This is a genomic window from Streptomyces sp. NPDC002566 (genome assembly GCF_042889585.1).
Lineage (GTDB): Bacteria > Actinomycetota > Actinomycetes > Streptomycetales > Streptomycetaceae > Streptomyces.
This window is the reverse complement of sequence record NZ_JBIARD010000007.1, coordinates 377405-388904: the sequence shown is the minus strand read 5'-3', so window position 1 is coordinate 388904 and position 11500 is coordinate 377405. Positions and strand designations below refer to the sequence as shown.

General features: G+C 73.6%; 15 protein-coding genes. 9 read left to right on the top strand and 6 right to left on the bottom strand.

The window, feature by feature from the left end; translation table 11 throughout:
• Positions 1-4 precede the first annotated feature (4 nt).
• From ACFYXA_RS28510 to hypE, 7 genes are all read left to right on the top strand, one after another.
• Positions 5-109, top strand: a complete 105-nt coding sequence (locus ACFYXA_RS28510) for a DUF6893 family small protein (RefSeq protein WP_389038075.1) — start codon at positions 5-7, stop codon at positions 107-109.
• Positions 110-279: 170 nt separating this feature from the next.
• On the top strand, positions 280-675 hold the full coding sequence (gene hypA, locus ACFYXA_RS28505) for a hydrogenase maturation nickel metallochaperone HypA (protein WP_389038072.1): 396 nt from the start codon (positions 280-282) through the stop codon (positions 673-675).
• Between the two features lie 2 nt (positions 676-677).
• Positions 678-1463: a hydrogenase nickel incorporation protein HypB gene (gene hypB, locus ACFYXA_RS28500; RefSeq protein ID WP_389038069.1), complete on the top strand. Its 786-nt coding sequence runs from the start codon at positions 678-680 to the stop codon at positions 1461-1463.
• The gene (gene hypF / locus ACFYXA_RS28495) at positions 1460-3859 is read left to right on the top strand and encodes a carbamoyltransferase HypF (RefSeq protein ID WP_389038066.1); all 2400 of its coding nucleotides are present in this window, start codon (positions 1460-1462) and stop codon (positions 3857-3859) included. Before hypB ends, hypF begins: the two co-directional genes overlap by 4 nt.
• Before the next feature lie 21 nt (positions 3860-3880).
• Positions 3881-4186 carry a HypC/HybG/HupF family hydrogenase formation chaperone gene (locus ACFYXA_RS28490; protein ID WP_351094137.1) on the top strand — a complete coding sequence of 102 codons (306 nt, stop codon included), beginning with the start codon at positions 3881-3883 and terminating at the stop codon, positions 4184-4186.
• Positions 4183-5310 (top strand): hydrogenase formation protein HypD, encoded by a 1128-nt coding sequence (gene hypD / locus ACFYXA_RS28485; protein WP_389038063.1) that lies wholly within the window; start codon positions 4183-4185, stop codon positions 5308-5310. The genes ACFYXA_RS28490 and hypD overlap by 4 nt, the downstream gene beginning before the upstream one ends.
• On the top strand, positions 5303-6400 hold the full coding sequence (gene hypE, locus ACFYXA_RS28480) for a hydrogenase expression/formation protein HypE (RefSeq protein WP_389038061.1): 1098 nt from the start codon (positions 5303-5305) through the stop codon (positions 6398-6400). The genes hypD and hypE overlap by 8 nt, the downstream gene beginning before the upstream one ends.
• Before the next feature lie 101 nt (positions 6401-6501).
• On the opposite strand, the gene ACFYXA_RS28475 is transcribed toward hypE, so the two are convergent.
• The 3 genes from ACFYXA_RS28475 to ACFYXA_RS28465 form a co-directional block, all read right to left on the bottom strand.
• On the bottom strand, positions 6502-6864 hold the full coding sequence (locus ACFYXA_RS28475) for a hypothetical protein (protein WP_389038059.1): 363 nt from the start codon (positions 6862-6864) through the stop codon (positions 6502-6504).
• 116 nt (positions 6865-6980) lie between these two features.
• Positions 6981-7238 (bottom strand): hypothetical protein, encoded by a 258-nt coding sequence (locus tag ACFYXA_RS28470; RefSeq protein ID WP_352250947.1) that lies wholly within the window; start codon positions 7236-7238, stop codon positions 6981-6983.
• Positions 7225-7482: a DUF6400 family protein gene (locus ACFYXA_RS28465; protein WP_389038056.1), complete on the bottom strand. Its 258-nt coding sequence runs from the start codon at positions 7480-7482 to the stop codon at positions 7225-7227. Before ACFYXA_RS28465 ends, ACFYXA_RS28470 begins: the two co-directional genes overlap by 14 nt.
• Positions 7483-7613: 131 nt before the next feature.
• On the opposite strand from ACFYXA_RS28465, the gene ACFYXA_RS28460 reads away from it, so the two are divergent.
• Entirely contained in the window at positions 7614-8084 is a 471-nt protein-coding gene (locus ACFYXA_RS28460; RefSeq protein ID WP_389038284.1) for a flavin reductase family protein, read from the top strand.
• Positions 8085-8102: 18 nt separating this feature from the next.
• Here ACFYXA_RS28460 and ACFYXA_RS28455 read toward each other — a convergent pair whose 3' ends face one another.
• Together ACFYXA_RS28455 and ACFYXA_RS28450 are read right to left on the bottom strand one after the other, a co-directional pair.
• The gene (locus tag ACFYXA_RS28455; protein ID WP_389038053.1) at positions 8103-9296 is read right to left on the bottom strand and encodes an MFS transporter; all 1194 of its coding nucleotides are present in this window, start codon (positions 9294-9296) and stop codon (positions 8103-8105) included.
• Positions 9297-9479: 183 nt separating this feature from the next.
• A complete protein-coding gene (locus ACFYXA_RS28450; protein WP_351094124.1) occupies positions 9480-9977 on the bottom strand; it encodes a peptidylprolyl isomerase in 498 nt (165 codons plus the stop codon).
• Positions 9978-10151: 174 nt separating this feature from the next.
• On the opposite strand from ACFYXA_RS28450, the gene ACFYXA_RS28445 reads away from it, so the two are divergent.
• Entirely contained in the window at positions 10152-10574 is a 423-nt protein-coding gene (locus ACFYXA_RS28445) for a hypothetical protein (RefSeq protein ID WP_352250942.1), read from the top strand.
• Here ACFYXA_RS28445 and ACFYXA_RS28440 read toward each other — a convergent pair.
• Complete coding sequence (locus tag ACFYXA_RS28440; protein WP_389038281.1) at positions 10535-11332, bottom strand: DUF427 domain-containing protein; 798 nt, start codon at positions 11330-11332, stop codon at positions 10535-10537. The genes ACFYXA_RS28445 and ACFYXA_RS28440 overlap by 40 nt on opposite strands.
• Positions 11333-11500 lie beyond the last annotated feature (168 nt).

The window sequence follows — 11500 nt, the reverse complement described above, 5'->3', positions numbered from 1 at the left end:
CACCATGAAGAAGAACATCATCGTCGGCGCCGCCCTCGTCGCCGTGGGCGTCCTGGTCCGGGAATGTCTCCCCGACATCCGGCGCTACCTGCGGATCCGCCGCATGTGACCACGCCCGGCACCGGCACGCCATCGCACCGCGCGGCGAGCGGCTGCGTCGAACGGCGTACCCGGCAGCCGGCGACGGCGCGCCGGGATGCCGCCCGCCTCCCCCTCGCCTCTAATGGGAGACCGCCCAGGCCGGCGCAGGCCGGCCCGGCACCGGGAGGACCGAGACCGATGCACGAGATGTCCGTCGCACTCGCCGTGATCGACCAGGTCGAACAGGCCGCCGCACAGCACGGCGACGTCACCTCGGTGCGCTCCGTCCGGCTCCAGGTGGGCGAACTCGCCGGCGTCGTGCCCGACTCCCTCTCCTTCTGCTTCGAACTGGCCTGCGCCGGAACCGTGTTGGACGGCGCCGAACTCGTCACCGAAGCGGTGCCCGGCCGCGCCCGCTGCGCGCCCTGCGCACACGAGTGGGCCGTCGGCATGCCGCCGGCGCTGACCTGCCCCCGCTGCGGCGGGAGCGGCGCCGACCTGCTCTCGGGCCGCGAACTGAAGATCGTCAGCGTGCACTGGGAGGACGGCCCGACGCACGCGCGGACCCGCGAACCCGTCCCCGAGGAGTGCTGAACATGTGCCGTGTGGTCGACCTGCGACAGGCCGTGCTCGCCAAGAACGACACCTACGCGCAGACCCTGCGCACCGACCTCGCGGCGCGCGGTGTCGCCGTCGTCAACCTGCTGTCCAGCCCCGGGAGCGGGAAGACCGCCCTGCTGGAGCGCGAACTGACGCTCGCCCGCGAGCGCCGCGTGCCGGTCGCCGCGCTGACCGCCGACCTCGCCACCGAGAACGACGCCAACCGTCTGGCGCGTTCAGGAGCCCCGGTCAAGCAGGTCCTCACCGACGGTCTGTGCCACCTGGAGGCGGCCATGCTCGCCGGCCACCTCCGCGACTGGCTGCCCGACGACACCCGGCTGCTGTTCGTCGAGAACGTCGGCAACCTGGTGTGCCCCGCCTCCTACGACCTGGGGGAGACCCTCCGGGTCGTCCTCGCCTCCGTCACCGAGGGCGAGGACAAACCGCTGAAGTACCCCACCGCCTTCGGCCTCGCCCACCTGGTCGTGGTCACCAAGACCGACATCGCCGACGCAGTCGGCTTCGACGAGGCCGCCTTCCGCGCCCACGTCGAACAGGTCAACCCGGGCGCGGAGGTGCTGCTGACCTCGGCCCGCCACGGCAGCGGGATCGGCGCGCTGCTCGACCGGGCCATGGCGGCGGCCGAGGGCGCGCCCGTCCATGAGCCGGTCATGGCCCGCTGCACCACCGAGCTCACCCACGACCACGCGCACGAACACCACCACGAACACGCGCGCGCCCACGAGGACGGCGCCGACGCCCTCGCCCGCACCCACTCGTGAGCGGTTCCCCGCCCCCGGCGGACCTCGTCGCCTCCACCGAGGCCGGCGACCCGCCCCGGCGCCGGCGCGTCACCGTACGGGGCGTGGTGCAGGGCGTCGGCTTCCGGCCGTACGTCTACGCCCTGGCCACCGAACTCTCCCTCGCCGGGCACGTCACCAACACGCCGGAGGGCGTGGTGGCCGAGGTCGAGGGCGCCGCCTCGGCCGTGGCCCGGTTCTGCGACCGCATCGCCCCGCAGGCGCCCCCGCTGGCCCGGGTGGAGTCCGTCTCCCACCAGGACGTGCCCGTCGAGGGCGGCGGCCCCTTCACCATCCTCGCCTCCCGGACCGACGGCCCCGTAGGCACCCTGGTCTCCCCGGACACGGCCACCTGCGCCGCCTGCCTCGACGAGCTGGCCGACCCCGCCGACCGGCGCCACCGCCACCCGTTCGTCAACTGCACCCACTGCGGCCCGCGCTTCACCATCGTCACCGGCCTGCCCTACGACCGGGCCCACACCACGATGGCCAGCTTCCCCTTGTGCCCCGACTGCGCCCGCGAGTACGCCGACCCCCGCGACCGGCGCTTCCACGCCCAGCCCGTCGCCTGCCCCGCCTGCGGCCCCTGCCTGCGCCTGCTCGTGCCCGGACCGGACGGCACACCGCGGCAGTACCCCGGCGACCCGCTGGCCGAAGCCCGCGCGCTGCTCGCGCGCGGCGCGATCCTCGCCGTGAAGGGCCTCGGCGGCTACCACCTGGCCTGCGACGCCACCGACCGCACCGCCGTCACCCTGCTGCGCCGCCGCAAGAACCGGGGCGACAAGCCGTTCGCCGTCATGGCCCGCGACGCGGCGGACGTCGAGCACCTCGTGCGGCTCGGCCCCGAGGAACGGGACCTGCTGCACAGCGCCGCCCGGCCCGTCGTCCTGCTGCGCCGGCGCACCGGCGCGGCCCGCCCGGCCGGCGCCGCGATGCCCGCCGAAGCCGTCGCCCCCGGCAGCCCCGACCTCGGCGTCATGCTGCCGTACACCCCCGTGCACCACCTGCTCCTCGGGCTGCCCGGCGACCCCGAGGGCCCCCGGCTGCTCGTCATGACCAGCGGGAACGCGGCCGGAGAGCCGATCGTCACCGACGACGCCGAGGCGCTGGAGCGGCTGGCGCACCTGGCCGACGCCTGGCTCGCCCACGACCGGCCGATCCAGGTGCCGTGCGACGACTCCGTGGTCCGCGTCAGCGACGGCGAACCGCTCCTCCTCCGCCGCTCCCGCGGTCACGCCCCGCTGCCCCTGCCCCTCCCGCTGCCGGTCGGGCCGGCCCTCGCCGTCGGCGGCGACCTCAAGAACGCCTTCTGCCTCGGCGAGGGCCGCCGGGCCTGGCTGTCCGCGCACATCGGCGACATGGACGACCTCGCCACCCAGGCCGTCTTCGAGCGCGCCGCCGCACACCTGGCCTCCCTCACGGGGGTGCGCCCCGCGACGCTCGCCGCCGACCGGCACCCCGGCTACCGCTCCACCCGCTGGGCCGAACGCAACGCGGCCGGGCGGCCCGTCGTCCGCGTCCAGCACCACCACGCGCACATCGCCGCCGCCATGGCCGAACACGGGCTGGACGGCGACCGGCCGGTCATCGGCGTCGCCTTCGACGGGACGGGCCACGGCGACGACGGCGCGGTGTGGGGCGGGGAGGTCCTCCTCGCCGACTACGACGGCTTCACCCGGTTCGGGCGCCTGGCGTACGTCCCGCTGCCCGGCGGCGACGCGGCGGTGCGCCGGCCGTACCGGATGGCGCTGTCCCACCTGCGGGCGGCGGGCGTCGACTGGAGCGACGACCTCGCCTGCACGGCGGCCTGCCCGCCCGACGAACTGCGCGTGCTGTCACGGCAGTTGGAACGCGGCCTGAACTGCGTACCCACCTCCAGCATGGGCCGGCTCTTCGACGCGGTGTCGTCCCTCGCGGGCATCTGCCACCACGCGGGCTACGAGGCTCAGGCGGCCGTCGAGTTGGAGGCCGCCGCCCTGCACGCGCCCGCCGGGGACACCGCCGCCTACACCTTCGACCACGCCACCGAGGACGGTGTCGTACGGGCCGACCCCGCGCCCGTCCTCGCGGCGATCGTCGAGGACCTGAGAGCCGGCGCGCCGCCCGCCGTGGTCGCGGCCCGCTTCCACCGGGCCGTCACCGGCCTGGTGCGCCACCTGTGCGGCCGGGCGCGGGAACGACACGGCCTGGACACGGTCGCCCTGACCGGCGGGGTGTTCGCCAACGCCCTGCTCTCCACGGACTGCGCGACGGCCCTGCGCCGGGACGGCTTCACGGTCCTGCGGCACCGCCTGGTGCCGCCCAACGACGGCGGCCTGGCGCTCGGCCAGCTCATGGTGGCCGCCCGCGCCACGGCCAGGACCGCGACGAACCACTGAGCGAACAGCGAGGAGAGGCCCATGTGTCTGGCGGTACCCGGCAGAGTGCTGGACATCGAGGAACGCGACGGCACCCGGATGGCCACCGTCGACTTCGGCGGCGTCGTCAAGGAGGTGTGCCTGGAGTACCTGCCCGACCTCCAGGTCGGCGAGTACGCCATCGTGCACGTCGGCTTCGCCCTGCAGCGGCTCGACGAGGAGTCCGCGCGGCAGACGCTCGAACTCTTCGCCGAACTCGGCATGCTCCAGGAGGAGTTCGGCGACGCATGGGAGACGGCGGCGGCACAGGCGGGCGTGGACCCGGTGGAAGAGGTGAGCAACCCGTGAAGTACATCGACGAGTTCCAGGACCCGGACCTCGCGCGCCGGCTCCTCGACGACATCCACGCCACGGTCACCCGGCCGTGGGCCCTGATGGAGGTCTGCGGGGGACAGACCCACAGCATCATCCGGCACGGCATCGACCAGCTCCTGCCCGACCAGGTCGAACTGATCCATGGCCCCGGCTGTCCCGTGTGCGTGACCCCGCTGGAGGTCATCGACAAGGCCCTGGAGATCGCCTCCCGCCCCGAGGTGATCTTCTGCTCCTTCGGCGACATGCTCCGGGTGCCCGGCACCGGACGGGACCTGTTCCAGGTGCGCGGCGAGGGCGGCGACGTACGCGTCGTCTACTCGCCGCTCGACGCCCTGCGGATCGCCCGGCAGAACCCCGACCGCGAGGTGGTGTTCTTCGGCATCGGCTTCGAGACGACGGCGCCGCCGAACGCCATGACGGTCCACCAGGCCCGCAGGCTGGGCATCCCCAACTTCAGCCTGCTGGTCTCCCACGTCCGCGTGCCGCCCGCCATCGAGGCCGTCATGGCCTCCCCGCAGTGCCGGGTGCAGGCCTTCCTCGCCGCCGGTCACGTGTGCAGCGTGATGGGCGTGGGGGAGTACCCCGAACTGGCCGAGCGCTTCCGTGTGCCCATCGTCGTCACCGGCTTCGAACCGCTGGACATCCTCGAAGGCGTGCGCCGCACCGTCCACCAGCTGGAGCGGGGCGAGCACACCGTCGACAACGCCTACGCCCGCGCCGTCCGCCCCGAGGGCAACCCGGCCGCCCGGGCCATGCTGGAGGACGTCTTCGAGGTCACCGACCGGGCCTGGCGCGGCATCGGCGTCATCCCCGGCAGCGGCTGGCGGCTCGCTCCGAAGTACCGCGACTTCGACGCCGAGCAGCGGTTCGCGGTCGGCGGCATCCAGACCCGGGAGCCGGCCGAGTGCCGCAGCGGCGAAGTCCTCCAGGGACTGCTGAAACCGCACGAGTGCGAGGCCTTCGGCACCCTGTGCACACCCCGCACCCCGCTCGGCGCCACCATGGTCTCCAGCGAGGGCGCCTGCGCCGCGTACTACCTGTACCGGCGGCTCGACCTGACCGCCGGCACGGCCCGGGAGGCGACCCCCGTTGTCTGACACCACCGAACTGCCCGCCGCCGAGCACGCCGAGACGCCCGCGATCGACCCCGCGGCCTGGACCTGCCCGGCCCCGCTGCGTGAGACGCCCCGGGTCGTCATGGGCCACGGCGGAGGCGGGGCGCTCTCCGCGGAGCTCGTCCAGCAGATCTTCGCGCCCGCCTTCGGCGGGGAGACGCTCGCCCAGCTCGGCGACGCCGCCACGCTCTCCCTGGGCGGGGCGCGGCTCGCCTTCTCCACCGACTCCTTCGTGGTCCGGCCGCTGTTCTTCCCCGGCGGCAGCATCGGCGACCTCGCCGTCAACGGCACCGTCAACGACCTCGCCATGAGCGGCGCCCGCGCCGCCTACCTCTCCTGCGGCTTCATCCTGGAGGAGGGCGTCGAACTGAAGACGGTCGGCCGGGTCGCCGAGGCGCTGGGCGCGGCGGCGCGCGCGGCCGGGGTGGAGGTCGCGACCGGCGACACCAAGGTCGTCGAGGCCGGCCACGGCGACGGCGTCTACATCAACACCGCCGGCATCGGCCTCGTCCCGGAGGGCGTCGACCTGCGCCCGCAGCGGGTCGTCCCCGGGGACGTCGTGATCGTCAGCGGCGCCGTCGGCGTCCACGGCGTGGCGATCATGAGCGTCCGCGAGGGCCTGGAGTTCGGGGTGGAGATCGTCAGCGACTGCGCCGCCCTCGGCCCGCTCGTCGAGACGATGCTCGCCGTCACCCCGGACCTGCACGTCCTGCGCGATCCGACCCGGGGCGGCCTCGCCGCCGCGCTCAACGAGATCGCGGCGGCCTCCGGCACGGGCGTGGTCCTCCAGGAGCGCGCGGTCCCCGTCCCGGACGCCGTCGCCAACGCCTGCGCCGTCCTGGGCCTGGACCCGATGTACGTCGCCAACGAGGGCAAGCTGGTCGCCTTCGTCCCCCGCGAGCACGCCGACGCCGTCCTCGCCGCGATGCGGGCCCATCCGCTGGGCGCGGACGCGGTGATCATCGGCGAGGCGGTCGAGTCCCACCCGGGCATGGTGGTCGCCCGCACCGGACTGGGCGGCACACGGGTGGTGGACATGCCGCTGGGGGAGCAGCTGCCGCGGATCTGCTGACCCGAGGACGGGACGGACAGGGCGGACAGGGCAGGGACACGCCCTAGGGGTCCTGCGGGTCCACGCCAGGCCCTAGGGGTCCTGCCGGTCCACGCCAGGCCCTAGGGGTCCTGCGGGTCCACGCCGGTCTTCGCCGAGGCGTCGCGGGTGCCGCTGGGGCGCCGGGAGCGGCCCTTGGGGCCGGTGTCCCGCATCCCCGCCTCGCCCTCGTCGCCGTACTCCTCGCCGCGCTTGCTGTCGCTGCGGACCGTGTCACCCGGAACCGGCTTCGACTCCTGCGCCGACTTCTTCCGCCCGGGGCCCGGCTCGCCGGCGTGCTCCGCGTGGAAGGAGCGGCGGGCGCTGGGGTTGTCCTGCTGCCTCGTCTCGTCCACGTCGGGGGCCCAGCCGTGCTGTCCTTCGCCCTGGTGGCGGCTCGGTCCCTCGCCGTGCGACGGCTCGGACGAACGTGGTTTCTTCGGCATGGGACGACCTGCCTGTTCCGTCAGGGGACGCCGGTGGAGCGTCACCGCGATACGGCAAGTCTCCCACTTAGGGACATATCGGTCATGTCGATGTGATCGCCGCCGGGCCCCGGGCGCTACTGCCGCCGGAAGCCGCTGGTGATGCGCTGCCACGGGGAACGGGTCGCCCCGAAGCCGGTCTCATGGGTCCAGATGTGCGTGCAGGACGGGCACTGCAGGTGCAGCAGGCTGCCCGTGTTCGACAACAGGTAGCGCCAGTGCTCGGAGCAGGTGCGCCGCTCCTCGCACACCCCGCACCCCTGACTGTCGTCGCACCGCGGGCAGGCCACCCAGGCCCGCCGCCCGACGTCGGCCTGCGGATCAAGAGGCAGCACGGCCGCCCCTTCCCGCGGGCAGCACACCGGCCGACACGAGTTCCTCGTACAGCCGCTGCTGCTCCTCGCTGAGGCCTGAGTACAGCATGCCCTCGGCGGCCTCCTCGTCCCGCAGGACGGCGACGGGATCCCACCCGGGGCCGAGAGCGTCCAGGACGTGGGCGCGCCGCCGCATCTCGTGCGCGGCCAGATCCACGGAGAAGCCGACCGGGTCTTCGGGCAGGACGGGATTCTCGGAGCACATGCCCGCGAACGTAGGTAACCCTTCCGGCCCGGGGCAAGAGCCCGTGGGAGAAGTCACAGGAGCCCTGAAGGAGCGTGAGCGCTGTGAACGCCGTGAACGCGGACGGTTTCATCGATCGGCTCGATCCCGACATGTGCGTCGTGACCGCCGCGGCGGGCGGCGAGCGCGCGGGGTGCCTCGTCGGGTTCGCCGCGCAGTGCTCCATGCGGCCCGTTCGGTTCGCGGTGTGGCTGTCCAAGGTGAACCGGACCTACCGGGTGGCCCGGCACGCCGAGTTCCTCGCCGTGCACCTGCTGACCCCGCGGCAGTACGGCCTCGCGGAGCTGTTCGGCGGCCAGACCGGCGACGAGGTGGACAAGTTCGCCGGCGTGCGCTGGAGCGAGGCGCACGGTGGGGCCGTCGTGCTGGACGACGCGTGCGCGTGGTTCGTCGGCCGGGTCGAGCAGCGCGTCGACGCGGGCGACCACGTGGGCTTCTTCCTGGAGCCGGTCGAGTCGGGCGGGGGAGCGGAGGCCGGCGACGAGGAGGGCGAGCAGCAGCGGGGCACGGTGCTCCGGCTCTCCGACGTCCTCACGATCGACCCCGGGCATCCGGTGGACTGAGCCCCCTGCCGAGGGCCGTCACCCGTGGGGCGCGGGCACCGGCCGCCGCAGCAGATACACCGCCGCCGTCGACACGAGGACGGCCATCACCGCGATGAACACCAGCCCCGCGCCCTCCAGGCCCAGCGGTCCCACCAGCAGGCCCACGCCGATCACGGGCACCGAGATGCCCGCGTAGGCCACCAGGAACAGGGTCGAGATCACCGCCGCCCGCCGGTCAGCGGGGGACGCCGCCGCGACCGCCGACAGCGCACCGCGGAACGACAGTCCCTGCCCGGCCCCGCCGACGACCGCGCTCAGCACCACCAGGGCGAACGCGTCCCACCGCAGCGCGCCCGCGAGCAGCGCCAGCCCGGCCAGCAGCAGCGCGCAGCCCAGCGGCAGCGAGCGTCCGACGCCCACCGGGCCCACCGCGAGCTGCCCGGCGGTCGAGGAGAAGAAGGCCAGCGCGACGACCAGGCCGCTCACCGCGTGGTCGTGCACGTCCAGGGACTCGGCGAGGAACGCGGGGCTGACCGACGTGAACACCCCGAACAGCGCGAACCCCGCGAAGGAGGCGGCCGCCGCCGGCCCGAACACCGCCCGCACCTGCGGCGGCAGACCGGGCCGCTGCGGCCGCAGCGCACTCAGCGGCCGCCGCTCGCGCACGGTCTCCGGCAGCCACGCCAGGACGGCGACCGAACAGGCGACCAGGGCGAGATGGACGACGAACGGCAGATACAGCGGCCAGGGCGCGTACTGCGCGAGGATCCCGGCGAGCAGCGGGCCGCAGCCCAGGCCGCCCAGGTTCGCCGCCGTCGCCACGAACGTGGCCCGTGACGCGCCGCCCGGCGGGCTCAGGTCCATCACGTACGCCGTGGCCGCCCCGGTGAACAGACCGGCGGACAGGCCCGACAGCAGCCGCCCCGCGTACAGCCAGCCGAGTCCCGTGGCGCACAGGAAGCAGACGGCGCTGGCCGCCGCGAACCCCAGGCCGGTGAACAGCACCGGGCGTCTGCCCACACCGTCCGAGGCGTTGCCCGCGAGGAGCAGCATGCCGATCACTCCGAAGGCGTACACGGCGTAGACGACGGTCACCGTCAGCTCGGAGAAGTGGAACTTGTCCTGGTACAGCCCGTACAGCGGGGTCGGCAGCGTGGTGCCGGCCATGCACACGGCGAACACGGCCCCACTGAGCACACACTGTGTCCACCCTCGGCGATCACCGTCCATGCCGCCGACGGTAGCGCGCGGGCGCGAGGGGCCGGACCCGGCGCGCCCCGGCCGGGCGGGAACCGGACCTCCGGACGCCGCGAAGGCCCGGCCCCCGGCGGACGCGCGCTCGTCACGGCGTCCGTGCGGGGCCGGGCCTTCCTCGCCGCTGCCGGCGGCCTCCCCGGGATGCCCCGGGACCGGTCAGAGCTGGCCGGAGGAGGCGATGGTGATCTTCGCGGAGGTCGAGCCGCTGCGCGAGCCGAGCGCCTCGATCTTCTTGACGAGGGCCATGCTCTGCTCGTCGGCGACCTCGCCGAACACCACGTGCTTGCCGTCCAGCCAGTCGGTCACGATGGTGGTGATGAAGAACTGCGAGCCGTTGGTGTTCCGGCCGGCGTTGGCCATGGACAGCAGACCCGGCCGGTCGTGCTTGAGGGTGAAGTTCTCGTCGGCGAACTTCTCGCCGTAGATGCTCTTGCCGCCCGTGCCGTCGCCGCGGGTGAAGTCGCCGCCCTGGAGCATGAAGGCGGGGATGACGCGGTGGAAGGACGAACCGGCGTAGCCGAAGCCCTTCTCGCCCGTGGCCAGCGCGCGGAAGTTCTCCGCCGTCTTGGGCGTGACGTCGTCGAACAGGTTGAAGTTGATGCGCCCGGCGGGCTCGTCGTTGATGGTGATGTCGAAGTAAACCTTGATCGTCATACCCCTATCCTGCACGCTCCCACGGTGCCGCCGCACCGCGGGTGCCTGATAGGCCCGCGAATCCACCGAAAAAGCCCCCGATGACATGCGTCTCGCGCTAGTGGGTCATACGGCGTCGCCGCCCGGTCCGTCTGCCGGGTGGACGCCGTATGACGCACTACTTCGGGAGACACCATGCGCCTCGACCCGCGCGCCGCCCTCGCGGTGCTGACCGCCGCCCTGCTCACCGGCTCTGCCGCCGGACAGGCGACCGCCGACGGCTTCCAGGGCCCGCCGCGCGACCGCACGACGGCGGCCCGGACCGCGGCGGCCGACCGGATGTACCACACCTGGGCGACCGACGTGAACCTGCGGGCCAACGAAGCCGACCAGGCGACCTGCAGCCGCTATCCGTCCGTCAGCACCTGCCCGGACGTCCGCCAGCGGGTCCAGCCCCACCACCAGCTCTACGTCTACTGCCAGCAGCGGGGGCAGACCATCGGGGGCAACCCGTACTGGGTCCTCGTCAACGACTACACCGACTCCAACACCGGCTGGCTCGCCGGTTACTACATCGACTACCCGGACGACCGGCTGCCCGACGTCCCCGACTGCTGAGCGGGACGGGGCAGGAGCGTGCCGTCGACACGCAGATCGACGCGCTCGTTGTAGAACGCGACCATGCCCGCGATGCCGGCCACCGCGGGCGTGGGGAAGTCGTACGCCCAGGCGATGTCCTCGTGGGTGAGGACCTCGCCGTCGAACGACCAGTAGTCGCTCGTCGTGCCCTTGTACGGGCAGCGGGTCACCGTGTCCGAGTGGCGCAGACGGGTGAAGTCGACATGTGTGCGGTCGAGGTAGTAGCGGGTCGGCAGGCCGGTCTCGAACAGCTTCACGCAGTGCGGCGCGTCCGCGAGGACGACCCCGTCCAGCTCCACACGCACACCGCTGGAGGAGCGCAGCGCGTCGACGCGGGAGTAGGGGCTGCGGGGGTGGACGAACACCTGCTCGTCCTCCTCGAACCAGGCGTCCAGCGCGTTCCACCGGAAGCGGGCGGTGCCGTGAAGCGCCTCTGGCGCGCCGTCGCCCCACAGGCAGGCCGCGCCCTCGCACACCTCGTCCCCGAGGCGCAGGGAGTGCCGTCGCGCGGGGCCGGGGCCCAGCCGGTCGACATGGCCGTCGTCGGTCAGCTCACCGGCGATGTCCTCGACGGGGATGCTGAACTGGGGATAGGGCGGCCACTCCCACACGTACAGCGCCCGCCGGGTGTCGAAGACGACCCGCCCGCCGATGAATCCCCGGACCCGCCGGGGGACGGGCTCGACATGCCCCACCGGGACGATCAGCCCCGGATGCTTGACGCCCTCGTCCGCCATCGCTGATCCCCTCACGCCGAAGCAGTATCACCCGAAATGCTACCGACCCGACGGCGATCGAGCCCTCACGACGCCCCCGCCACGCCCCAGGACACCGGATTCGCAGGGTGGGCGGCGCGTCCCTCGCCGCCCACCCAACTCGCCCTGCGCCGGGCCGGATCCAGGTCT

Coding starts and splice junctions, on each gene's coding strand:
- ACFYXA_RS28510 (WP_389038075.1), top strand. CDS start 5: ATGAAGAAGAACATCATCGTCGGCGCCGCCCTCGTCGCCGTGGGCGTC.
- hypA (WP_389038072.1), top strand. CDS start 280: ATGCACGAGATGTCCGTCGCACTCGCCGTGATCGACCAGGTCGAACAG.
- hypB (WP_389038069.1), top strand. CDS start 678: ATGTGCCGTGTGGTCGACCTGCGACAGGCCGTGCTCGCCAAGAACGAC.
- ACFYXA_RS28490 (WP_351094137.1), top strand. CDS start 3,881: ATGTGTCTGGCGGTACCCGGCAGAGTGCTGGACATCGAGGAACGCGAC.
- ACFYXA_RS28475 (WP_389038059.1), bottom strand. CDS start 6,864: ATGCCGAAGAAACCACGTTCGTCCGAGCCGTCGCACGGCGAGGGACCG.
- ACFYXA_RS28465 (WP_389038056.1), bottom strand. CDS start 7,482: ATGTGCTCCGAGAATCCCGTCCTGCCCGAAGACCCGGTCGGCTTCTCC.
- ACFYXA_RS28460 (WP_389038284.1), top strand. CDS start 7,614: ATGTGCGTCGTGACCGCCGCGGCGGGCGGCGAGCGCGCGGGGTGCCTC.
- ACFYXA_RS28455 (WP_389038053.1), bottom strand. CDS start 9,296: ATGGACGGTGATCGCCGAGGGTGGACACAGTGTGTGCTCAGTGGGGCC.
- ACFYXA_RS28450 (WP_351094124.1), bottom strand. CDS start 9,977: ATGACGATCAAGGTTTACTTCGACATCACCATCAACGACGAGCCCGCC.
- ACFYXA_RS28445 (WP_352250942.1), top strand. CDS start 10,152: ATGCGCCTCGACCCGCGCGCCGCCCTCGCGGTGCTGACCGCCGCCCTG.
- ACFYXA_RS28440 (WP_389038281.1), bottom strand. CDS start 11,332: ATGGCGGACGAGGGCGTCAAGCATCCGGGGCTGATCGTCCCGGTGGGG.